This window comes from Variovorax sp. GW821-FHT09D05, assembly GCF_059416325.1.
In genome coordinates this window covers 178,099-200,000 of sequence record NZ_JBWKOZ010000003.1, presented here as the reverse complement: position 1 = coordinate 200,000, position 21,902 = coordinate 178,099, and the positions used below count along the sequence as shown (strand labels likewise).

Below are 21,902 nucleotides of genomic sequence, written 5' to 3'. Positions count from 1 at the left end.
GCCGGCAGAGGCCCTGGGCCGGTCAAGTCAACGCTTCTTCGAGCCGAAGATCCCGCCGAGCACGCCGCGCAGGATTTCCTTGCCAACAGACGTACCCATGGTACGCACCGCCGACTTGGCCATGGTCTGCACCAGGCCGTCGTGCTTCGCGCCGCGCGGGCCGGTGGTGCCGAAGAGCATGTCGTTGAGCATGCCGCCCATGCCGGAGCCGGAGGCCTCCGCCGCATCCTTGCCGCCGGGCAGCGTTGCTGCCGGTGCGTCGGGTGCGCTGTCGGCGCGGCCCTTGAGCTTTTCGTAGGCCGATTCGCGGTCTACCGTTTTCTCGTAGACACCGGCGACGAGCGAGCCGGCGATCAGTGCCTTGCGCTGGTCGGGCGTGATGGGGCCGAGCTGGCTGCCGGGCGGCAGCACGAACACGCGCTCGGTCACGCTCGGGCGGCCCTTTTCGTCGAGGAAGCTCACCAGCGCCTCGCCGACCGCGAGTTCGGTGATGGCCGTCTCGATGTCGAGGCCCGGCTTCTGGCGCATGGTGCTGGCGGCCGCCTTCACGGCCTTCTGGTCGCGCGGCGTGAAGGCGCGCAGCGCGTGCTGCACGCGATTGCCCAACTGGGCCAGCACCGTGTCAGGGATGTCCAGCGGGTTCTGCGTAACGAAATACACGCCCACGCCCTTGGAGCGCACCAGCCGCACCACCAGCTCGATGCGTTCCACCAACGCCTTGGGCGCCTCGTTGAACAGCAGGTGGGCCTCGTCGAAGAAAAAGGCCAGCTTGGGCTGCTCGGGGTCGCCGATTTCGGGCAGCTGCTCGAACAGCTCCGACAGCATCCACAACAGGAATGTGGCGTACAGGCGCGGCGAGTTCATGAGCTTGTCGGCCGCGAGGATGTTGACGACCCCCTTGCCGCCCACGGTCTGCATGAAGTCGGCGATGTTGAGCATCGGCTCGCCGAAGAACTTGTCGCCGCCCTGGGTTTCGATCTGCAACAGGCCGCGCTGGATGGCGCCCACGCTGGCGGCGCTGATGTTGCCGTACTGGGTGGTGAACTGGCTGCTGTTTTCGCCCACGTACTGCAGCATGGCGCGCAGGTCTTTCAGGTCGAGCAGCAGCAGGCCGTTGTCGTCGGCGATCTTGAACACGAGGTTCAGCACGCCGGCCTGTGTTTCGTTCACGTCGAGCATGCGGCCCAGCAGCAGCGGGCCCATGTCGGAGACGGTGGCGCGCACCGGGTGGCCCTGTTCGCCGAACACGTCCCACACCGTGACGGGGCAGGCGGAGGGCTCGGGCACCTCGATGCCGCGTTCCTTGAGGGTGGCTGCCAGCTTGCCGCCGATGGCACCCTTTTGGCTGATACCGGTCAGGTCGCCCTTGACGTCGGCCATGAACACCGGCACGCCGATGGCGGAGAGCTTTTCGGCGATGGTCTGCAGGGTGACTGTCTTGCCGGTGCCGGTGGCGCCGGTGATCAGGCCATGGCGGTTGGCCAGGCTGGGGAGAAGGCTGCACTCGATGGCGTCGTGCCGTGCGATCAGAAGTGGGTCGGCCATGGGGCGCTCCGGTCGTATCGAAGCGGGCAGTCTAATCAAGCGGCACTCCTATAATCCACGGCCCGCACGGTAGTTCAGGAAAAAGTTTTAGGAGGTTTTTTTGTCATCGACTGCTCAGCCCCCCATTCCCGCCACTGGCGATGCCTCCGAACAGTCGCCGATCGAAAAAGAGCTGGCCGTGCTGCTCGTGAACGCGCTGAACCTCGAAGTGGCCCCCGAGGACATCGTGCCGACCGACCCGCTCTATGGCGAAGGCCTCGGGCTCGATTCGATCGACATCCTCGAAGTGGCGCTCGAAGTCTCGCGCCGCTATGGTTTCCAGCTGCGTTCTGACGACGAACGCAACCAGCAGATTTTCCAGTCGCTGCGTACGCTCGCGACCCACGTCGCCCAGCATCGCGTGGCTTCCTGATCCCATGTCGCGATGGCGAATAGCACTCCTTCTGGTGGCAGGCGTGGCGTATGCCGGCCTGTCCCACTGGATGACGCTGTTCCATGCCACGGAACCGTGGGCGGTCGTGGTGTTGCTCGGGCCGCTCTGGCTCGCTGCCATGGGCCTTGCCGCCAGCTGGTTCGGTCGCTGGGGCCTTGCCGCCGTGGCCGTTCTGGGCGTGGGCGGCTTCTCGCTCGTCTTCCTGGGTGAGGCGGGCGATCCCAATCGCTTGTACGTGCTGCAGCACGTGGCCATCAACGCCGCGCTGTGCGGCTGGTTCGGCTCCACGCTGCGCGGCCGGGGCCTGCCGCTGATCACGCAGTTCGCGCAGCGGGTGCACCCGCTCAAGGGGCACATGTTGTCCTACACCACGCAGCTCACGCGCATCTGGACCGGCTTCTTCGCGCTGACGGTGCTGGCGTCGATCCTCATCTACCTGACAAGGCCGTTCTCCGACTGGTCGCTGTTCGCCAATGTGCTGTCGCCCGTGATGGTGACGCTGCTCTTTGTGGGCGAGCACTTTGTGCGCTACCGGCTGCATCCCGAATTCGAACGCACGCGCCTCGTGGATGCGGTGCGCGCGTTCTATGGCACATCGTCGGTGGACACCAGCCCCGGCGGCCAATGACACAGGCGCCGCCCGCGTGACGACAGATACCCGTTTCCTGCCACTGCTCACCGACCGAGACCCAGATTCCATCCTGGCCTGGCGCGCCGGCGTGCCCGTGAGCACGCGGCAGTTCCTGGCCGACGTGGCCCGCTTCGCGCCCGGGCTTCCGGGCGAGGGCTCCGCCGTCAATCTCTGCGTCGACCGCTATGCCTTTGCCGTGAGCCTGGGCGCGGCGCTGGTGCGCGGCCATGCCAGCCTGCTGCCGCCCGACGCGCGGCCCGACACGCTCGCGCGCCTGCTCGAGTCCGGCGGCCCACGTCTTTTTGCGCTCACCGACGATCTGAAGCAGCAAACGCCAGGCATGCAGCGCGTGCTGATCGAGAACAGCCAGAACCGCGCGAGCCCTGAGGCCCCCGTGCCGCAGATCGACGCAGCCATGCACGCCGCCAGCCTGCTGACCTCCGGCTCGACCGGCGTGCCGCAGCCGCATGCCAAGACCTGGGGCACGCTGGTGGGCGACGTCGCGGTGGCAGTGAAGCGGCTGTGCCGTGTGCTCGAACGTCCCACGCTGGAAGGCCTGACGCTGGTCGCGACCGTGCCGGTGCAGCACAGCTACGGGCTCGAGTCGTCAGTGCTGCTGGCAATGCTCGGCGGCGCGGCCTTCGAAAGCGGCCGGCCGTTCTTTCCGGCCGATGTGGCGAAGACGCTGGCCTCGGTGCCGCGCCCCCGCGCGCTGGTGACCACGCCGTTCCATCTCAAGACATTGCTGCTCTCGGGCATCGAGTTGCCGCCGGTCGACCTGATCCTGTCGGCCACCGCGCCGCTTTCGCCGCAGCTCGCGCAGCAGGCAGAGCAGGCGATGGGCGGCGTGCTGCTCGAAATCTACGGCAGTACCGAGTCGGGGCAGGTCGCCACGCGCCGCACCACCGACAACGAGATCTGGGAGACATTCGGCGAGATCCGCGTGCACGCCGAGCCTTCGGCGGACGGTAGCCCCGAACGCTTCATCTTCAGCGGCGACTTCATTCCCGAGCCCACGCCCATGGCCGACGTGCTCGAACTGCTGGACGAGCGCCGCTTTCGCCTGTTCGGCCGGGCCAACGACCTGATCCACGTGGCAGGCCGGCGCAGTTCGCTGGCGCACCTGAACTTTCACCTGAACAGCATTCCCGGCGTGGACGACGGCGCCTTCTGGCTGCCCGACGAGGTGGCCGACGGTGTCGTGCGGCCGGTGGCCTTCGTGGTCGCGCCCTCGCTGTCGGCGGGCGACATCATCGCGGCCCTGCGGCAGCGGCTCGAACCCGTGTTCGTGCCGCGCCGCGTGGTGCAGGTCAAGGCCTTCCCGCGCGAAGGCACGGGCAAGCTCACCGTGCGGGCGCTGCGCGAATTTGCGCTGGCGCAGCTAGCGGAAGACGACACATCGGTGCAGATGGCCCACGTGGTGCCAGCTGACCACCCCGTGTTTGCCGGTCATTTCCCGGGGCAGCCGCTGCTGCCGGGCGCCCTGGTGCTGGCCGAGGTCATGGAGGCCATTCGCCGCGTGCCGGCCCTGGTGGCTCGGCTGGGCGCGCATCCCACGCTCGCCGCGGCCAAGTTCCTGGCGCCCGTGCGGCCCGGCGCCGCGCTGTCCATCGAGCTGCATCCGGAAGCCGGGCCCGGTCGCGGCGTGCGTTTCGACGTGCGTTGCGACGGCGTGGTGGCTGTCACGGGCCGCTGGACGGCCGTGCAAGAGTCCGCGTGATGAAGCACACCGATGTCGAGGCGCGCGCCGTGAAAGAGGCAACCAGGGCAGGGCAGGCGGCACCGAAAGGCGAGCGCGGCGAAAGCGGCGACTGGGCCCGTGCGCCCGAGCGCAGCAACATGCTGGCGCTGCGGTTCATCGTTTTCACGGCGCTGGTGTGCGGACGCCACGTCACGCGCCTCCTGCTGCCGCCGATTGCCCTGTACTTCCTGCTGTTCGCGCCGGCGCAGCGCCGGCACATCAAGCGCTACCTGTTCCGGGCCATCGGTCCGCAGGCGGGTTGGGTCGACGGCTTCCGCCTGCTGCACGCCTTTGCCTCGACGGTGCTCGATCGCGTGTATTTCCTGCGTGGGCGCCTGGACCTGTTCAAGGTCAGCATCGAGGGCAATGCACCGATCGATGCCGAGATCGCACGAGGGCGGGGCGCCTTTCTGCTCGGCGCCCACATCGGCAGCTTCGAGGTGCTCGGCGCCTGCAAGCAGCAGACGCACCAGTGCAACCTGCGCCTGGCGATGCTGATGTACCCGGACAACGCGCAGCGCATCACGGCCGTCCTCAACACCATTGCCGTGCCCGAGCTGCGGCCGCACGTCATCGCGTTGGGCCGGCCGCATTCGATGCTGGCCCTGCGCGACTGGCTCGACGGCGGCGGCCTGGGCGGCATGCTGGCCGACCGCACGTTGCCGGGCAGCGAAGACCAGCCCGCGCACCAGCGCGGCAACAACATCGTGCTGCCGTTCCTCGGGCAGCCCGCAGTTTTCAACGACGGTCCTTTCCGCCTGGCGGCCTTGCTGCGTCGCAAGGTGTTCTTCATGGCAGGGCTCTACGGCGGCGGTGCCCGCTATGACGTGCGATTCGACCCGCTGGCCGACTTCGGCGAGCCGGTTTGCAGCCCCGCGGAACGCGAAGCGCGCATTCGTGCTGCCGTCGAAGCCTATGTGGCACGCCTCGAAGCGCTGTGCCGCGCGTATCCCTACAACTGGTTCAATTTCCATGATTTCTGGCTCGAAGATGCGGCTTGACTGGCTTTGCAGGGCATGCGTGCTCGCACTGGCCTTTTGCGCCATGCCGGCCTGGGCGGCGTTCGACCTGCCCGAACTGATGACGCTGCTGGCCAAGCAGAAGAGCGGGGAGGCCCGTTTCACCGAACAGCGCTTCGTGCACGGCCTGGAAGGCCCGCTCGACGCCAGCGGCACGCTGAGCTTCGATGCGCCCGACAAGCTGGTGCGCCGCACGCTGTCGCCGCGCGTCGAGACCATGGCGGTCGAGGGCAACACGCTGACGTTGTCGCGCGGCGGCCGCAACCGCACGCTGGCGCTCGACAGCATGCCCGAGCTGCTCGGCCTGGTCGAAGCCATGCGAGGCACGCTGACCGGCGACGGCGCCACGCTGCAGCGCTATTTCCGCAGCACCGTGTCGGGCTCCGCTGCCAAGTGGACGCTCGACCTCGTGCCGATGGACAGCCGGCTGGCCGCGCAGGTGCGCAGCATCCGCATCAGCGGCCGCGCGAGCGACGTGCTGGGGCTCGAGATGGAGTTCGTCGGCGGTGACCGCTCGGCCATGAACATCACGCCGGGCGCGACGGCACCCGCGCCAGCCAACGCGGCTCCGTCCGGCGCCACCGGACGCACCACGCCGTGACGCCACAGCAGCAGGCGGGCGGCCCGCCGGGCTGGCGGCGCAGGGCGATCGTGCTGCTGGCGTGGCTGCTGGTGCTGGTGTGCGGCGCCGTGGTCATCGCGCGCACGCAGATCGGCGCCGACCTCTCGGCCTTTCTGCCCAAGAGCCCGGATGTGCGCCAGCGCGTGCTGATCGAGCAGCTGCAAAGCGGCGTCGCCTCGCGCACGCTGATGCTGGGCATCGAAGGCGGCAGTGCCGAGCAGCGCGCCGCGGTGTCGCGCGCGGTCGCAAAGGACATGCGCGAGAGCAAGCTCTTCGACCTGATCCAGAACGGCGACGTCGGCGACTGGAGCGAGGCGGGAAACTGGGTACTCCAACACCGCTACCAGCTGTCGCCCGGCGTCACGCCCGGGCAGTTCACTGTCGAGGGCTTGCGCGACGCGATCAACGAAACGCTGTCGATGCTGGGCACGCCTGCCGGCAACGTGATCAAGCCCCTCCTTGATCGCGACCCGACCGGCGAGACACAGCGCATTGCCATGGAGCTGACGCCCGCCAGCGCGCCCCGCAGCGAGGACGGCGTATGGATGTCGCGCACCGCGCCGCGCGCGCTGATGGTCGCCACCACGCGCGCTGCCGGCAGCGACCTCGACGCGCAGGCCATCGCCATTGCGCGCGTGCACGCCGCCTACGCGGCCGCGACGCGCGACATGGGCGCAACCGCGCCCAAGCTGCTGCTGAGCGGTCCGCCCGTGTTCTCGGTGATGAGCCGCGACAAGATCAAGACCGAAGCGATCCACCTCGCGGTGGTGGGCGGCATCGTGATGGGCGGGCTGCTGTTGCTGGCCTTTGCATCGCCGCGCGCGCTGGTCATCGCCTTCCTGCCCGTGGCCACGGGCGTGGTGATCGGCACCGCGAGCGTGAGCCTCGTGTTCGGCTCGGTGCACGGCCTCACGCTGGGCTTCGGCAGCACGCTGATCGGAGAAACGGTCGACTACGCCATCTACTACCTCATCCAGGCGCGTGGCGCCGCCGTGGCCGGCACCGGCTGGCAGCGCTGGCGCGACCTGAACTGGCCGACCGTTCGGCTCGGGCTGTTGACCTCGGTGTGCGGCTTTGCGGCGCTGGTGTTTTCGGGCTTTCCGGGGCTGGCGCAGCTGGGCGTTTTCTCCATTGCAGGCCTTGTTGCGGCGGCGCTGGCTACGCGTTACGTGCTGCCGATGCTCGCGCCCGACGGTGCCACCGGCATGGGCATGCGCAAGTACATGGCGCAGATGGCCGGCGCGCTGGTGCGCGGCCTGCCGCGCCTGCGCTGGCCTCTGGCCGCGCTGGGGGTGGCGGCACTGGCATTGGTGCTGTGGCAGGGCGGCCATCTGTGGCGCGCCGATCTTGGCGCGATGAGCCCGGTGCCCAAGGCAGCCCAGCAGCTGGACGAAATGCTGCGCAACGACATCGGCGCGAGCGACGGTGGCGTGCTGGTGGTCGCCTATGGCGACGACGAGCAGGCCGCGCTGCGCAACACCGAGGCGGCGGCGCAGCGGCTCGATGCGCTGGTGGATCAGGGCGAACTCGTCGGCTACGAAACGGTCACCCGCGTGCTGCCCAGCGTGGAAGTGCAGACCGCGCGCATCGCAGCCCTGCCGGACGCCGAAACGCTGCGCGCCAACCTGGCAGAGGCAACCAAGGGCATGCCGCTGCCGGCTTCGCGGCTCGGACCGTTCCTGGCCGACATCGAGGCTGCGCGGAAGCTGCCACTGGTGCAGCGCGCCGAACTGGCCGCCGGGCCGCTCGGCTCGGTCCTGAACACGCTGATGTACCAGCGCCCGGGCGGCGGCTGGGGCACGCTGGTCGTGCTGCATCCGGGCGCCAAGTTCGATCAGGGCCGTCTGGAAGCGGCGCTGGCCGGCCTGCCTGAAGTGCAGGTGGTCGACGTCGGCCGCGAACTTGCGAGCCTGTACCAGCGCTACCTGCACGAGGCCTTCGTGCAGGTGCTGCTCGGCGCGCTGGCGGTGGTGCTGTTGCTCGGCATCTACCTGCGTTCGTGGCGCCGGCTGCTGGCCGTGTGCCAGCCGCTGGTGTTCGCGGTGGTGCTCACGCTCGGCGGCATGGCCGTGCTGCAGGCGGCGCTGGGCATCCTGCATCTGGTGGGGCTGCTGCTGATCGTGGCGGTGGGGTCCAACTACGCGCTGTTCTTCGACCAGCTGCGCACCACCGGGCGGGCCGACGAGGACACGCTGGCGTCGCTGATGCTGGCCAACCTGACGACCGTGGTGTCGTTCGGGCTGATCGCGATTTCGGACATTCCGGCGCTGTCGTCCATCGGCCGCGTGGTTGCGCCCGGGGCGCTGCTGGCGCTGTTGCTTTCGGCAGCATTCGCACGCAGCGTGGGGCCTTCGCAGGCTTCGCGTGGCTGACGGGGGAAAATCCGGCCTCATGTCCATCGCTCCCGCACCTACCGAATCCTGGCCTTGGCCGCCGGCCATCCGCGCCAGCGCGGCGTGGCACGTCGCGGCCATCGGTGCGGGCGTGCTGGTGCCGGGCGCGTTGCCGTGGGCCATCGGCGCGATCGTGCTGAACCATGCGTTGATCACCGGTGCCGGCCTGACGCCGCGCAGCAGCCTGCTGGGCCCTAATGTCACGCGGCTGCCCGAAGCGGCCGCGGCGCGGCGCGAAGTGGCGATCACCATCGACGACGGGCCGGAGCCCGAGGTAACGCCGCGCGTGCTCGACCTGCTCGACGCGCACGGCCAGCGCGCCACCTTCTTCTGCATTGCCGAGCGCGTGCTGGCGCACCCCGAACTGGCGCGCGAGATCGTGGCGCGCGGCCACAGCATCCAGAACCACACGGCGCGGCATCGGCACAATTTTTCCTTTCTCGGGCCGCGCGGTTTCGCCGCCGAGATCGCGCGGGCGCAGGACATCCTGAGCGACGTTACCGGCCAGCGCCCGACCTGTTTCCGCGCGCCCGCCGGCCTGCGCAACCCGTTTCTCGAACCCGTGCTGCACCGCCTCGGCCTCTCGCTCGTGAGCTGGACGCGGCGCGGCTTCGACACGCGTGAAGGCGACGCCGCCAAGGTGATGGCGCGCCTGAGCCACAACCTGCAGGCGCGCGACATCCTGTTGCTGCACGACGGCAATGCCGCGCGCACCGTTGCTGGACAACCTGTTTTGCTGGAGGTACTGCCCTTGTTGCTCGAACGCCTGCGCGCCGATGGATTGCGCTCCGTGACCCTGCCTGAAGGATTGAAGTCATGAGCGCCGCCCGGCCGCCCGAAGGCGCTCGCACCGCAGCGCGAAGCGCGGAGGTTTCCGAATGAGCGCCGTGATGTTGTCCACCGATAGGGCGTGGCGCGAGCTGCATGAAGCCGCGACCATTCCCTACAAAAAAGGCGGCAGCTTCGCCTGGCACTTCGCACGCGGCAAGCTGGGGCGCGACCCGGTGTTTCGCGGGCTGCTCGAACGCGGGCTGTTTGGCGCGCCGCACCGCCGCGTGGTCGACATCGGCTGTGGGCAGGGCCTGTTCGCGAGCCTGCTGGCATCGATGAGCGCAATGCAGAAGCAGGGCCGCTGGCCGTCAGCGTGGCTCGCCACGCCGCACAGCGCCGACTACACCGGCATCGAGCTGATGCCGAAGGACGTGGCGCGCGCCGAGGCCTCCATCGGTCATCTGCAGCCTACGCCAAGGCTCGTCTGCGCCGACATGTGCTCGGCCGCCTTGCCGGACTGCGACCTCGTCGTGATCCTCGACGTGCTGCACTACGTGAACCTCGAAGCGCAGGAAGGTGTGCTCCAGCGCGTGCGTGACGCGCTGCGCCGTGGCGGCAATCCGCACGCACGGCTGCTGCTGCGCGTGGGCGATGCGTCGAGCCGCCGCGGCTTCGCAATCAGCCAGTGGGTCGATCGCACCGTGACACGCATTCGCGGCCACAAGGTCTCGCCGACCTGGGGCCGTCCGCTGGCCGACTGGACCGCGCTGCTGCAGCGCCTGGGCTTCCGGGTGCAGAGCATCCCGATGAGCGAAGGCACCCCGTTTGCCAACGTACTGCTGGTCGCCGACCTGGAGACCGCAGCTTGACTGCACCGCAGACGCTCGACCGCGCAGGCATCGCGCAGCGCATTCCGCACAGCGGCAGCATGTGCCTGCTCGAGCGGCTCGAAAGCTGGGACGCCGATGCGATCCATTGCAGCACCACGACCCATACGCAAGCGGGCAACCCGCTGCGCACGGAAGGCGGCCTGCTCGCACCGAACGCAATCGAATACGCGGCGCAGGCCATGGCGCTGCATGGTGGCTTGCTGGCCGCCGAGGGCAGCGCGCCATCGGCCGGTTTCCTGGCAAGCGCGCGCAATGTGAAGCTGGCGGTGGCACGTCTCGACGACGTGCCCGGCGCCTTGCAGGTGGGCGCCCGGCGCCTGTCGGGTGACGATCGCCAGATCCTCTATGAATTCACCGTCAAGGCCGACGACGGCCGCATGCTGGCCGAAGGCCGTGCCGTCGTGGTCTTGAACACGCCGCTCGCAGCAGAACAACAAGAAAGCACGACATCGCCATGAGCCTCGAAGGAAAACGCGCACTGATCACGGGCGCAAGCGGCGCACTCGGCGCCGCCATGGCCGAACGCCTGGCACGGGACGGCGCCACGGTGCTGCTGCATGCCAATTCGCGGCCCGAGGCGGTCGAGCAACTGGCGGCATCGATCACGGCTGCAGACGGCAAGGCGGAATGCCATGTGTTCGACCTGCGCAGCGACGAGGCCTCGGCGGCGGCATGCGCGCGCATCCTGGAGGGCGGGGCGGTGCAGATCCTCGTCAACAACGCGGGCGTGCACGACGACGCCGTGCTGCCGGGCATGCGCGCCGAGCAGTGGCACAAGGTGATCGACGTGTCGCTCAACGGCTTCTTCCGCGTCACGCAGCCCTTGCTGCTGCCGATGATGCGCACGCGGTGGGGCCGCATTTTGAACATCTCGTCGGTGGCCGCGATTGCGGGCAACCGGGGGCAGGTCAACTACGCCGCTGCCAAGGGGGCGCTGAACAGTGCGACCAAGGCGCTGTCGCTCGAAGTTGCATCGCGCGGCGTGACGGTGAATGCGATCGCGCCCGGGATCATCGCGTCGCCGATGGCGGATGCAGTGTTCGACCAGGCGGTCATCAACCAGATGGTGCCGGTGAAGCGGGCGGGGACGCCGCAGGAAGTGGCGGCGCTGGCTGCGTTCCTGGCCAGCGACCAGGCGGCCTACATCACGGGGCAGGTGATCTCGATCAATGGCGGGATGATCTAGGGGCGCTGGTCGGTGGGCGCTGTGCCCTTGGGCGGCTCCAATAAAACCTACAACGGCAGCGTATCGAACGCGGCGTAAACCGTAGCCAGCCAAGACTTCACGCGCTGGCGCTCCAGCAGCCCCAGCGCATGCGGCCCTTCGCGGTCGTTCACGGCCTTCCAGAAACTGGTGTTCTGCGCATCGATCTTGCGCATGCTCGCGTCATGCAAACGCGGCAGCGCAATCACGCGAGCGCCATTGGCCGTGGCCTTCGAAAGCGATTGCGAACCCAGCAGCATCCCGAAGTCGCTGCCACGCCCGTAGTTCTGCACCACGATGTAGTTGGGTCGGTTGCCGAAGGTGTCGATCAGCGAGCCGAGCAGGTCGGTCGAGTCCTTGCCGTCGTCCAGCACGTGCCAGAAATTGACCGTGACGCCAATCTCGGCGAACACGTCGAACAGGTCCGACTCCTTGATCCAGCGCGACAGTGGCGCCAGCGTCTGGGCCGCGAGGTCGACGATCACGCTTTGCTGCGGGTTGGTCTCGAAGCCGTTGACGACCGTGTCGAGTCCTTCGAAGCTGTCGACCACCACGGGCGAGGCAAAGCCTTCGTAGAAACGGGTGAACGAGCTGTGCGAGCGGTCGGTGTCGAAGCCGGTGAAGGGGCGGCTGTGGTCGATGAAATACTGCGCCAGCACGCGCGCGGTGACCGACTTGCCGACACCGCCTTTTTCGCCGCCGATGAAATTGATGGAGCTCATGAGTTGATGCTGCCTCGAATGGGTTGAGGAGGGGTGGAGGGCGGATTCATTCTAGGGGGCTGCTTTTTCTTTTTGTTTGCCACCTTTTGAAATGGCTTGCAGCAAGGGATGTGCCTGCAAGCGCTGCTGCAGCCGTTTCTTCCACGGGGCCGGCAGCGCCGAGGCTTCGATCATTGCGGGCCACTTGTCGCGGGCGAGCCGCGCGGTGTCGGCGATCACACGGCGCACCAGCGGCTCGTGCAGCCCGGTCGAGAAGCAGAAGGCGCGCACGCTGGCGGGCGTGAACAGGGCCGTGCGCCTGGCCGCGCCGGCGGCTGCGGGCAGCAATGGCAAGGCGTGGCCGTCGACACCTTGCAGCGCTGCGTAGGCGACGATGTCGTAGGCCGGGGCAAAGCGCGGCGCGATGCCATCGGGGTACAGCACGCCGAAGTTCTTCAGATGCGCATCGGGGTTGCCGAGGAGGTCGTTCACCGCAAGGCGCCGCACGAGCTCGAGCACCGCTTCGTCCCCTAGCGACGGAAAGGCGCGCATTGCGAGCGCCATGTCGAGGTAGCTCCCGCTGTACTTGCGCATCGGGTCGATTGCCAGCACCTGCGCGAAATCTTCGAAGTGGATGCGGCGCGCACCGTCGCGGTCGAAACGCGTCACTGCCAGAAACTCGGGTTCGTCGGGCAGCGCATAGCTGTGCTCTGCGGCAATGGCTGAGAGCGGTGCGAGTTCGGCATGGCAAACCTCGACGCCCGCCGCGCTCGCCATCCGCAGCGACAGCATTTCGAGCTGCGGCATGTGCGGCCGGCCAGCCACCGGCAGCTTGGCGATGACCCGGGTGCTCGCACCGGCCCGCGTGCGGGCAACATACCGTCCGCCCTGGCGGCGCAGGCCCAGCTTGGGCTGCACGCCGGAGACCGAAATGCCCTGCGGCATCGGCAGCTCGACCACCGACATCTCCAGCGCGTCCTGGTCCTGCGTGATGAGCCGCTGCAGCGTGCCGCGGTCCACCGACACTGGCCTGGCGCTCACGGCGCCGGGCAGGTCGCCGCCACAGGCTGCGAGCAGCTCGAAATAGTCGTTCTCGCGGCAGCCGCGAAGCTGCGCGATGTGGCTGCGCAGCACGCCCTCGGGCAGCAGGTTCTGGAAAAAGCTGGGCAGCATGCCGCTCTGGGCGTTGAACAACGGGTTCTTGACGTCGCTCCACAGCGCCGACTGGGTGGGCGGATCGCTCGCCACCATCGAGAGCGACAGCACTTCGGGCGGTGGGCTGGCGACCAGCTCGGGTTCCGCCACGAAGCGGCACAGGTCGGCGTACTGGAACAGTTTGCCGAAGCGGCGTGCGCCGAGCGAAATCTCCAGGATCTTGACGTTCATGGCGGTGAGCGGCGCTTGACGTAGGGCGGGGCGGGCGCCTGCGCCACGGCATGGCCGACACGCGTGGTCACGGGGCGGTAGCCGGCATCGGTTGCCGTCGTTTCACCGAAGCCCTTGGGCGCAAGCTGCAACTCGAGCCCCAGCGCATCGACCAGCGCAAGCAGGGACGACAACTGAGGGTTGCCCCGCAGGCTCAACGCGTTGCGCACGGAGCGCTCGGTGAGCCCAGAGCGCAGCGCGATCTCGGCATTCGAGATGCCGGCGGCCTCGCGGCGGGCAGTCAGGGTGGTGATGAGTTCCTGCTTGTTCACGGAAACATATTACCGCAAATGAAGATTTGGGAAATATATTTCCTATGCTGCATTCCCCGCGACCTTACTTGGGCAGCAGCGTGAAGAAGGGCATGACCACGCCCATCACCCAGTTCTGGCCGAAGTCGAGTGCCGCCCGGCGGTATTTCTCGTCGGCCTGGGCGGCCAGCAGATCGAGCCGCGCCACCACCTTCGACAGTTCGCGGTCGGCCACGAGGTTGCGGCCGCGGTCGCTGATTTCGGTGGCCAGCAGCAGCGGCTGGCCGTCGGGGCCGGTCTTGGAGGAAATGAGCCAGAGCGAGATCTCGAAGTTGCGTGCGGCCCGGAAGCTGTTTTCGGCGTTGACGCCGTCGATCATGGTCTGGTCCCAGGTGTCGCCGTTGGCCTGCTTGAGCATGGTGGCCCAGCCAACCACCAGTGCCGCGACGCGGTCGCCCTGGTAGCCCTGCGGCCCGGTGTCGAAGGCCATGCGGATCGCGTCGATGCCGGTGGCGCCCTTCAACTCGGGCAGGGGCGGGCCTTTGAGCACGGCGTCCCAGGCGCGCTGGGTGGCCTCGTCCATGCTGGCTGCCGACTTGCGCCATTCGCGGGGGTTGCGCTTGTACAGGGTGCTCTGAACCCGTCGCACTGATTGCAGGTTGTCGCGCAATGACAGGTTGGCGATGCGGTTGGCGCTGGACTGCAGCCACTCCTGGTTGTTGTAGGGTTCGGCGCGCTGGGTGTCGCGTACCGACGAGCAGCCGGCAAGACCGAGCAGGGCGGCCGTGCCCGCCAGCAGCCAGGTTCGTCTTACGGCAAGGGGTGAAACCGGGGAATCGCTCATGCCCTGACGTTATCATCCACGGCTGGGGCGGCGGCCTGCATCAAGCTGCGGGCCCGTGCAATTTTCCTTACAAATCAATACCTTGGCGCTACAGCCAAGGCAGGCCGACAAGTCGTGCGTCTTAATTCCATCAAGCTTTCGGGCTTCAAGTCGTTCGCCGAACCCACCAACTTCCTGCTGCCGGGCCAACTGGTCGGCGTTGTCGGGCCCAACGGTTGCGGCAAGTCGAACATCATGGACGCGGTGCGCTGGGTGCTCGGCGAGTCGCGCGCGTCGGAGTTGCGCGGCGAGTCGATGCAGGACGTGATCTTCAACGGCACGACCACGCGCAAGCAGGCCAGCCGCTCGAGCGTGGAACTGGTGTTCGACAACGCCGATCACCGTGCCGGCGGCCAGTGGAACCAGTTCGGCGAAATCGCCGTGCGCCGCGTGCTCACCCGCGACGGCACCAGCAGCTACTACATCAACAACCAGCCGGTGCGTCGCCGCGACGTGCAGGACGTGTTCCTGGGCACGGGCCTCGGCCCCCGCGCCTACGCCATCATCGGCCAGGGCACGATCAGCCGGATCATCGAATCGAAGCCCGAGGAACTGCGCCTGTTCCTCGAAGAAGCCGCGGGCGTTTCCAAGTACAAAGAGCGCCGCCGCGAAACCGAAAACCGCCTGGGCGACACGCGCGAGAACCTCACGCGGGTCGAAGACATTCTTCGCGAACTCAACGCCAACCTCGAAAAGCTCGAAAAGCAGGCCGAGGTGGCCGCGCGCTACAACACGCTGCAGGGTGACGCCACGAAGAAGCAGCACCAGCTGTGGTTCCTGAAGCGCAGCGAAAGCAACGCCGACCAGTCCAAGATCAAGGCCGATTCCGAAAAGGCCATCAACGACCTCGAATCGCGTACGGCAGACCTGCGCCACATCGAGGCCGAGCTCGAAACCGTGCGCCAGGCCCACTACGGGGCAGGCGACCAGGTCAACCAGGCGCAGGGCAAGCTCTACGAGGCCAGCGCCGAAGTCGGCCGGCTCGAAGGCGAGATCCGCTTCGTGGTCGAAGGCCGCCAGCGCGTCGAGCAGCGTCTTGTGCAACTGCGCGAGCAAATGGGCCAGTGGGGCCGTCGCCGCGAAGAAGCCGAAACCGAGATCGAAACCCTGGCCGGCGCCGGCGTGGACGCTGAAGAGCAGGCCATCATGCTGGCCGCCCAGCTCGAAGAGCACGACGCGCGCATGCCCGACCTCGAAGAGGCCGTGCAACGCGCCCAGGACGAGGCCAACACCCAGCGCACGACCGTGTCGCAGGTGCAGCAGCAGATCCAGGTGCTGGCCGCCGACCAGCGCAACATCGAAGAACAAAGCCGCCAGCTCACGCAGCGCAGCGAACGTCTGCGCGCCGACCAGAACGCGCTGGCCGCGCCCGACGAAGCCCGCCTGCTCGACATGCAGGAGCAGCACGCCATGGCGCAGGAAGCCGCCAGCGAAGCCGAAGCACGCCTGCACGAACTGCAGGAAGCCGTGCCGCAGCTCGACGACGACCGCCGCGCCAAGCAGCAGGCCGTCAACACCGAGGGCGCCCGCCACGCCGAGTACTCGGCCCGCCTCGAAGCGCTGCGCGCGCTGCAGGAAAAGGTCAAGACCGACGGCAAGCTGGCCCCCTGGCTCGCCAAGCATGGCCTCGACGGCTTGCAGGGCCTGTGGAGCCGCATCCACATCGAACAGGGCTGGGAAAGCGCGCTCGAAGCCGCACTGCGCGAACGCCTTGGCGCGCTCGAAGTCAGCCGGCTGGAGATGGTGCGCGCCTTCGGCAACGATGCGCCGCCCGCCAAGCTCGCCTTCTACAGCCCGCCGGCCGCCGGAGCACCCGAAGGCACGGCCGCGCTGCCGCGCCTGTCGAGCCTGCTGCGCCTGAACGATGCGGGGCAACAGGCCTTGCTGAACGACTGGCTGCACGGCTGCTACACCGCCGCGAGCTTCGAGGAAGCGCTGGCCCAGCGCGCCGCGCTGCAGCCGGGTGAGGTCATCTACGTGCAGAGCGGCCATGCCGTGTCCTCGCACAGCGTCAATTTCTACGCACCTGATTCCGAGCAGGCTGGCTTGCTGGCCCGCCAGCAGGAAATGGAAAACCTGGAGCGCCAGCTGCGCGCCCAGACGCTCATCAACGAAGAAGCGCGCACCGCGCTGGTCCGCGCCGAAGCGGCCTATGCCGACGCTGCGCAGCGCCTCGTGACCGCGCGGCGCGAAGCCGCCGAAACCCAGTCACGCGCGCATGAATTGCAGGTCGAGACCCTGCGTATGACGCAGCTCGCCGAGCAGACCCGCGCCCGCAGCCAGCAGCTGGCGGCTGATCTCGGCGAAGTCGATGCGCAGCTCGAAGAACTGCAAGAAAAACGCATCGCTGCCGAAGGCCGCTTCGAAGAGCTCGACATGCAACTGGCAGACAGCCAGGAGCGCCACGCCGAACTCGACGAACGCGTGATCGAGGCCGGCCGCGCGCTGGCCGCGAGCCGCGAGCAGCATCGCAGCCTTGAACGCCAGGCACAGGAAGCGACCTTCTCGCAACGCACGCTCGAAGCCCGCCGTGCGGAGCTCAACCGCTCCATCGAAACCGCTGCGCAGCAGACCGTGGCGCTGACCGACGAAGACGAGCGCGCCCGCGCCGAGTTGAGCCGCCTGTCAGACGCCGCCGCGCAAGCCGGCCTGCAGGATGCGCTGGCCCTCAAGCTCGAGCGCGAAGCTGCGCTCGGTTCGGCGCGCAGCCAGTACGACGACCTCACTCTCAAGCTGCGCGCCAGCGACGAGCGCCGCCTGCAGCTCGAACGCGAACTCGACCCGCTGCGCCAGCGCATTACCGAATTCCAGCTGAAGGAGCAGGCCGCGCGCCTGGGTGTCGAGCAATACCAGCAACTGCTGGACGACGCCGGGGCAGACCTCGAAGCCATCGAGCAGTCGATCGAAACCGACAAGGTCAAGCTCACCGGCCTGCAGAGCGAAATCGACCGCCTCAACCGCGAAGTGGTCGCGCTCGGTGCGGTGAACCTGGCCGCGCTCGACGAACTGGCCATTGCCAGCGAACGCAAGACCTTCCTCGACGCCCAGTCGGCCGACCTGAACGAAGCCATCGGCACGCTCGAAGACGCCATCCGCAAGATCGACGCCGAAACGCGCGACCTGCTCGGCGGCACCTTCAAGATTGTCAACGAGCACTTCAGCCGCATGTTCCCGGAGCTGTTCGGCGGCGGCAATGCCAAGCTCATGATGACCGGCGACGAGATCCTCGACTCCGGCGTGCAGGTGATGGCCCAGCCTCCGGGCAAGAAGAACCAGACCATCCACCTGCTCTCGGGCGGCGAGAAGGCGCTCACGGCCATTGCGCTCGTGTTCGCCATCTTCCAGCTGAACCCGGCGCCGTTCTGTCTGCTCGACGAAGTGGACGCGCCGCTGGACGACGCGAACACCGAGCGCTATGCCAAACTCGTCACCGCCATGAGCCGTGAAACCCAGTTCCTCTTCATCAGCCACAACAAGATCGCCATGGAAATGGCCGAGCAACTGATCGGCGTGACGATGCAGGAGCAGGGCGTGTCGCGCATCGTCGCGGTCGACATGGAGTCGGCGGTCTCGATGGTCGAAGCCGCGTAAGCCGAGCGGCACCCATGACCAATCTCACTCTCGCCCTGGCCATCCTCGGCGGTCTCGTTCTCGCGGCCGTCGTTGCCTACAACACGCTGATGTCGCGCCGCAATGCGCCGCGCCAGCCCGATGCGGTCGACCTTGCGCTGGCCGATGCAGAGCGCGCAATGTCGGGCTCGCCCGACGGCGCGGAGCCGATGCTGCACGTCGACCCGTACCAGGTGCAGCAGGGCGCCGACCGCCACGAGCCCCTGTTCGACCCCGACCTGCCGGCGCCCAGCGGCGTGCCCGTGCCGACCGGCGAGCGCCGCGGCGGGCTCGATCCGCTGATCGACGTGATCGCGCCAATCTCGCTCGACGGGCTCGCGTCCGGTGACGCCGCCATTGCCGCCATGCCGTCGACGCGGCGCGCCGGTAGCAAGCCAGTGGCCATCGAGGGCCTGAACGAACACAACGGCCAATGGGAGCCGCCCGTGCCCGGTCAGCGCTACAGCGCCTTCCAGGTCGGCGTGCAGCTGGCCAACCGCACGGGCGCGCTCAACGAAATCGAGTACTCCGAATTCGTGGTCAAGGCGCAGGCATTTGCCGACGCGGTCAACGGTGCACCCGAGTTCCCCGAGATGCTCGACGAAGTGGCACGCGCCCGCGAGCTCGACCAGTTCGCGAGCGCGCACGACGCGCAGCTGGGCTTTGTCCTGCGCGCATTGCATGCGGCCTGGAGCCCGGGCTATGTGCAGCAGAACGCGGCGCGGCTCGGCTTCGTGGCCGGCATCATCCCGGGGCGCATGGTGCTGCCGACCAGCGAAGTTGGTTTGCCGCCGATCCTCGGATTGGCCTTCGACACGCAGGCCGCACTGGCTGACGACCCGGCCCAATCGGCCATTCGCGAACTCAGCCTGAGCCTCGATGTGCCGCAGGTCGACCGCGGCGAGGAGCCGTTCCGCCGCATGCGCGAAGCCGCCGCAACGCTGGCGCGCGAAATGGACGGCGTGGTCACCGACAGCGACGGCCAACTGCTGCGCGACGAGACGATGGACGTGATCGGCGCCGACCTCGAGCAGCTCTACGACACGCTCGATGCGCGCGACCTCGCTGCGGGTTCTCCGCTGGCGCGGCGCCTCTTCAGCTAACAACTCCGACCTTCGGGAGACACCCCATGACGACGCGCGACGAAGCGGCACGCGAAGCCGCCGCACTGAGCGAACAGCTCCACCGGCACGCCCACCTCTACTACGTGCTCGACACGCCCGAACTGCCGGACGCGGAGTACGACAAGCTCTTCCAGTGCCTGCAGGCCATCGAGGCAGAGTTTCCCGATCTGCGCACACCCGATTCGCCGACGCAGCGCGTGGGCGGCAAGGTGCTCGACGGTTTCGTCAAGGTGCGCCACAAGGTGCCGATGCTGTCGATCCGTACCGAGACCGACATCACGCCCGGCGGCGCGAGCGCCTTCGATGCGCGCGTGCGCAAGGAACTGGGCTTGCCCGAGGACGGGCCGCAGGTCAGCTATGTCTGCGAGCTGAAGTTCGATGGCCTCGCCATGAACCTGCGCTACGAGAACGGCGTGCTGGTGCAGGCTGCCACGCGCGGCGACGGCGAGGTGGGGGAAGACGTCACGCAGAACATCCGCACCGTGCGCGAGATCCCTCTGCGGCTCAATGGCACGGCACCGCCCGTGGTCGAAGTGCGCGGCGAGGTCTACATGAAGCGCGCCGATTTCGACGCGCTCAACGAGCGCCAGCGCCAGAAGATTGCGGACGGACAAAAAAACGAGAAGGTGTTCGTCAATCCACGCAACGCCGCGGCTGGCGCGGTGCGTCAGCTCGACCCGGCGATTGCCGCGGCGCGGCCCCTGAGCTTCTTTGCCTACGGGCTGGGCGAGGTCACGCCGGCGGCCGAAGGCGGGCCAGATTGCCCGACGCAGTTCGACTGGCTGCAGCAGTTCCACGCATGGGGCTTTCCTGTGGCGACGCAGACGGCACGAGCTACGGGTGCTATCGAACTCATAGCATTCCACGAAAACATCGGGCGCCAACGCGATGCCTTGCCCTACGACATCGACGGCGTTGTCTACAAGGTCGACAGCATCGAGTTGCAGCGGCAACTTGGCTTTGTCTCACGCGAGCCGCGCTGGGCCGTGGCTCACAAGTACCCGGCCCAGGAGCAGCTGACCGAAGTGGTCGGCATCGAGATCCAGGTCGGGCGCACCGGCAAGCTCACGCCGGTGGCCAAGCTCGCGCCGGTATTCGTCGGCGGCGTGACCGTGACGAACGCCACGCTGCACAACGAAGACGAAGCGCGCCGCAAGGATGTGCGTGTGGGCGACACGGTGATCGTGCGTCGCGCCGGCGACGTGATTCCCGAGGTGGTCGGCGTGGTGCCCGAAAGCCTCGCAAAACCCGAGGGCGAGCGCGGTGCGCAGTTCACCATGCCGCACAAATGTCCTGTGTGCGATTCGGAGGCCGTGCGCGAAGAGGGCGAGGTCGACTACCGCTGCACTGGCGGCCTGTTCTGTGCGGCGCAGCGCAAGGAAGCCATCCTGCACTTCGCAGCGCGGCGTGCGGTCGACGTCGACGGCCTTGGCGACAAGCTGGTCGAGCAACTGGTCGATGCCAACCTGATCCGCACCTTGCCTGATCTCTACAAGCTGGGCTTCACCACGCTGGCCGGGCTGGAGCGCATGGCCGAGAAGTCGGCGAAGAACCTCGTCGATGCGCTCGAAGCCTCGAAGAAGACCACGCTGCCGCGCTTCCTGTTCGGCCTTGGCATTCGCCACGTGGGCGAGACCACCGCGAAAGACCTGGCCAAGCACTTCGGCAAGCTCGACGCGATCATGGACGCGACCGAAGAGCAATTGCTCGAAGTGAATGACGTTGGCCCGGTGGTGGCGCAAAGCCTGCGCACCTTCTTCGACCAGCCGCACAACCGCGAAGTGGTCGAGCAGCTGCGCGCCTGCGGATTGACGTGGGAAGAGGGCGAGCCGGCCGCGCGTGCCCCGAAGCCTTTGGCGGGCCTGACCTTCGTCATCACCGGTACCCTTCCTACGCTGAGCCGCGACGAAGCGAAGGATAAATTGGAGGCGGCCGGTGCCAAGGTTTCCGGCTCCGTCAGCAAGAAAACCCATTACCTCGTGGCCGGGGAAGAGGCCGGGAGCAAGCTCGACAAGGCACGTGAGAACGGCGTCGAGATCATCGACGAGGCGCGTATGCTGGAGATACTCGCCAACGGTGTCCCGGCAGAAGACGCGGGCGAGTGAGCGGGGAAACGTGACGGCAGATCCTCTTTACCGGCCGTTACGCGACTTCATCGCAGCGCAGTCAACAGGGTCTACAACCTGGCGTTGAAAGCTAATTGAAGGCCACAAGGAGAGTCCCTCATGCAAAAAATTCGAGTTCTTGGTGCCTGTGTTGCACTCGGCGGCGTTGCGCTGCTGAGCGGCTGCGTGGGCGTGCCTGCCGATCCCTACTACGGCGGGGGCTATTCGTCGGGGCCTTACTACAGCGAGCCTGCGCCCGTGGTCGTGGCGCCTGCGCCGGTCTACATCAACGGTGGCGGCTACTACGAGCGTCGTCCGTATTACGACGGTGGTCGTCCTTATTACGGCCGCCCGGCTTATCCGGCCGTGCGTCCGGGCTATCCGGCGGCGCGTCCGCCGAACTGGGGCGGTGGCCGGCCTCCGGCCGTGGTGCGACCGCCGATCGCAGGTGGCGGTCCCGGCTCCATCCCGACTCAGCCGCGCGGCAATGCGCGCTTCTGGACCTCGCCGGACTCCAAGACGCAAAGCCCTCCCTGACCCCGCCAGGGACGAACG

19 protein-coding genes are annotated in these 21,902 nt (G+C 67.8%); 14 read left to right on the top strand and 5 right to left on the bottom strand.

The window, feature by feature from the left end:
* Positions 1 to 27 precede the first annotated feature (27 nt).
* Positions 28 to 1,545 carry a helicase HerA-like domain-containing protein gene (locus AC07O3_RS08855; protein WP_093056950.1) on the bottom strand — a complete coding sequence of 506 codons (1,518 nt, stop codon included), beginning with the start codon at positions 1,543 to 1,545 and terminating at the stop codon, positions 28 to 30.
* Positions 1,546 to 1,645: 100 nt separating this feature from the next.
* On the opposite strand from AC07O3_RS08855, the gene AC07O3_RS08850 reads away from it, so the two are divergent.
* From AC07O3_RS08850 to fabG, 10 genes are all read left to right on the top strand, one after another.
* On the top strand, positions 1,646 to 1,957 hold the full coding sequence (locus tag AC07O3_RS08850; protein WP_093056949.1) for a phosphopantetheine-binding protein: 312 nt from the start codon (positions 1,646 to 1,648) through the stop codon (positions 1,955 to 1,957).
* A gap of 4 nt (positions 1,958 to 1,961) precedes the next feature.
* The gene (locus tag AC07O3_RS08845; protein ID WP_093073957.1) at positions 1,962 to 2,606 is read left to right on the top strand and encodes a COG4648 family protein; all 645 of its coding nucleotides are present in this window, start codon (positions 1,962 to 1,964) and stop codon (positions 2,604 to 2,606) included.
* Between the two features lie 16 nt (positions 2,607 to 2,622).
* Complete coding sequence (locus tag AC07O3_RS08840) at positions 2,623 to 4,329, top strand: AMP-binding protein (RefSeq protein WP_495339112.1); 1,707 nt, start codon at positions 2,623 to 2,625, stop codon at positions 4,327 to 4,329.
* Entirely contained in the window at positions 4,329 to 5,351 is a 1,023-nt protein-coding gene (locus AC07O3_RS08835) for a lysophospholipid acyltransferase family protein (RefSeq protein ID WP_495339111.1), read from the top strand. Before AC07O3_RS08840 ends, AC07O3_RS08835 begins: the two co-directional genes overlap by 1 nt.
* Positions 5,341 to 5,970 carry a LolA-related protein gene (locus AC07O3_RS08830; RefSeq protein ID WP_495339333.1) on the top strand — a complete coding sequence of 210 codons (630 nt, stop codon included), beginning with the start codon at positions 5,341 to 5,343 and terminating at the stop codon, positions 5,968 to 5,970. Before AC07O3_RS08835 ends, AC07O3_RS08830 begins: the two co-directional genes overlap by 11 nt.
* A complete protein-coding gene (locus tag AC07O3_RS08825; RefSeq protein ID WP_495339110.1) occupies positions 5,967 to 8,363 on the top strand; it encodes an MMPL family transporter in 2,397 nt (798 codons plus the stop codon). The genes AC07O3_RS08830 and AC07O3_RS08825 overlap by 4 nt, the downstream gene beginning before the upstream one ends.
* Positions 8,364 to 8,382: 19 nt before the next feature.
* Positions 8,383 to 9,204, top strand: a complete 822-nt coding sequence (locus AC07O3_RS08820) for a polysaccharide deacetylase family protein (RefSeq protein ID WP_093056943.1) — start codon at positions 8,383 to 8,385, stop codon at positions 9,202 to 9,204.
* A gap of 70 nt (positions 9,205 to 9,274) precedes the next feature.
* Positions 9,275 to 10,024, top strand: a complete 750-nt coding sequence (locus AC07O3_RS08815; RefSeq protein ID WP_495339109.1) for a class I SAM-dependent methyltransferase — start codon at positions 9,275 to 9,277, stop codon at positions 10,022 to 10,024.
* On the top strand, positions 10,021 to 10,503 hold the full coding sequence (locus tag AC07O3_RS08810; RefSeq protein ID WP_495339108.1) for a hotdog family protein: 483 nt from the start codon (positions 10,021 to 10,023) through the stop codon (positions 10,501 to 10,503). Before AC07O3_RS08815 ends, AC07O3_RS08810 begins: the two co-directional genes overlap by 4 nt.
* Complete coding sequence (gene fabG, locus AC07O3_RS08805; protein ID WP_495339107.1) at positions 10,500 to 11,231, top strand: 3-oxoacyl-ACP reductase FabG; 732 nt, start codon at positions 10,500 to 10,502, stop codon at positions 11,229 to 11,231. Before AC07O3_RS08810 ends, fabG begins: the two co-directional genes overlap by 4 nt.
* 47 nt (positions 11,232 to 11,278) lie before the next feature.
* Here the strand turns inward: fabG and AC07O3_RS08800 are convergent, their stop codons facing one another.
* The 4 genes from AC07O3_RS08800 to AC07O3_RS08785 form a co-directional block, all read right to left on the bottom strand.
* Complete coding sequence (locus AC07O3_RS08800) at positions 11,279 to 11,971, bottom strand: P-loop NTPase family protein (protein WP_093056939.1); 693 nt, start codon at positions 11,969 to 11,971, stop codon at positions 11,279 to 11,281.
* A 51-nt stretch (positions 11,972 to 12,022) separates the two neighbouring features.
* Entirely contained in the window at positions 12,023 to 13,336 is a 1,314-nt protein-coding gene (locus AC07O3_RS08795) for a type II toxin-antitoxin system HipA family toxin (RefSeq protein WP_495339106.1), read from the bottom strand.
* A complete protein-coding gene (locus AC07O3_RS08790) occupies positions 13,333 to 13,647 on the bottom strand; it encodes a helix-turn-helix domain-containing protein (protein ID WP_097199169.1) in 315 nt (104 codons plus the stop codon). Before AC07O3_RS08790 ends, AC07O3_RS08795 begins: the two co-directional genes overlap by 4 nt.
* Before the next feature lie 64 nt (positions 13,648 to 13,711).
* Positions 13,712 to 14,470, bottom strand: coding sequence for a hypothetical protein (locus AC07O3_RS08785; RefSeq protein WP_495339105.1), 759 nt, complete (start codon positions 14,468 to 14,470; stop codon positions 13,712 to 13,714).
* Positions 14,471 to 14,584: 114 nt separating this feature from the next.
* Between AC07O3_RS08785 and smc the strand changes: the two genes are divergently transcribed.
* The 4 genes from smc to AC07O3_RS08765 all read left to right on the top strand — a co-directional run bounded on the left by smc (position 14,585) and on the right by AC07O3_RS08765 (position 21,884).
* Positions 14,585 to 18,100 (top strand): chromosome segregation protein SMC, encoded by a 3,516-nt coding sequence (smc, locus tag AC07O3_RS08780; RefSeq protein WP_093056935.1) that lies wholly within the window; start codon positions 14,585 to 14,587, stop codon positions 18,098 to 18,100.
* 14 nt (positions 18,101 to 18,114) lie between these two features.
* Complete coding sequence (locus AC07O3_RS08775) at positions 18,115 to 19,221, top strand: cell division protein ZipA C-terminal FtsZ-binding domain-containing protein (protein WP_093056934.1); 1,107 nt, start codon at positions 18,115 to 18,117, stop codon at positions 19,219 to 19,221.
* Positions 19,222 to 19,247: 26 nt separating this feature from the next.
* Positions 19,248 to 21,347, top strand: a complete 2,100-nt coding sequence (gene ligA, locus AC07O3_RS08770; RefSeq protein WP_495339104.1) for an NAD-dependent DNA ligase LigA — start codon at positions 19,248 to 19,250, stop codon at positions 21,345 to 21,347.
* Positions 21,348 to 21,467: 120 nt separating this feature from the next.
* Positions 21,468 to 21,884: a hypothetical protein gene (locus tag AC07O3_RS08765; RefSeq protein ID WP_093056932.1), complete on the top strand. Its 417-nt coding sequence runs from the start codon at positions 21,468 to 21,470 to the stop codon at positions 21,882 to 21,884.
* Positions 21,885 to 21,902 lie beyond the last annotated feature (18 nt).

Excerpts from the sequence above, each read along its gene's own strand:
- AC07O3_RS08815 (WP_495339109.1), top strand. The coding sequence starts at position 9,275 with ATGTTGTCCACCGATAGGGCGTGGCGCGAGCTGCATGAAGCCGCGACC.
- AC07O3_RS08820 (WP_093056943.1), top strand. The coding sequence starts at position 8,383 with ATGTCCATCGCTCCCGCACCTACCGAATCCTGGCCTTGGCCGCCGGCC.
- AC07O3_RS08845 (WP_093073957.1), top strand. The coding sequence starts at position 1,962 with ATGTCGCGATGGCGAATAGCACTCCTTCTGGTGGCAGGCGTGGCGTAT.
- AC07O3_RS08775 (WP_093056934.1), top strand. The coding sequence starts at position 18,115 with ATGACCAATCTCACTCTCGCCCTGGCCATCCTCGGCGGTCTCGTTCTC.
- AC07O3_RS08855 (WP_093056950.1), bottom strand. The coding sequence starts at position 1,545 with ATGGCCGACCCACTTCTGATCGCACGGCACGACGCCATCGAGTGCAGC.
- AC07O3_RS08795 (WP_495339106.1), bottom strand. The coding sequence starts at position 13,336 with ATGAACGTCAAGATCCTGGAGATTTCGCTCGGCGCACGCCGCTTCGGC.
- AC07O3_RS08800 (WP_093056939.1), bottom strand. The coding sequence starts at position 11,971 with ATGAGCTCCATCAATTTCATCGGCGGCGAAAAAGGCGGTGTCGGCAAG.
- fabG (WP_495339107.1), top strand. The coding sequence starts at position 10,500 with ATGAGCCTCGAAGGAAAACGCGCACTGATCACGGGCGCAAGCGGCGCA.
- AC07O3_RS08765 (WP_093056932.1), top strand. The coding sequence starts at position 21,468 with ATGCAAAAAATTCGAGTTCTTGGTGCCTGTGTTGCACTCGGCGGCGTT.
- AC07O3_RS08835 (WP_495339111.1), top strand. The coding sequence starts at position 4,329 with ATGAAGCACACCGATGTCGAGGCGCGCGCCGTGAAAGAGGCAACCAGG.
- ligA (WP_495339104.1), top strand. The coding sequence starts at position 19,248 with ATGACGACGCGCGACGAAGCGGCACGCGAAGCCGCCGCACTGAGCGAA.
- AC07O3_RS08830 (WP_495339333.1), top strand. The coding sequence starts at position 5,341 with ATGCGGCTTGACTGGCTTTGCAGGGCATGCGTGCTCGCACTGGCCTTT.
- AC07O3_RS08785 (WP_495339105.1), bottom strand. The coding sequence starts at position 14,470 with ATGAGCGATTCCCCGGTTTCACCCCTTGCCGTAAGACGAACCTGGCTG.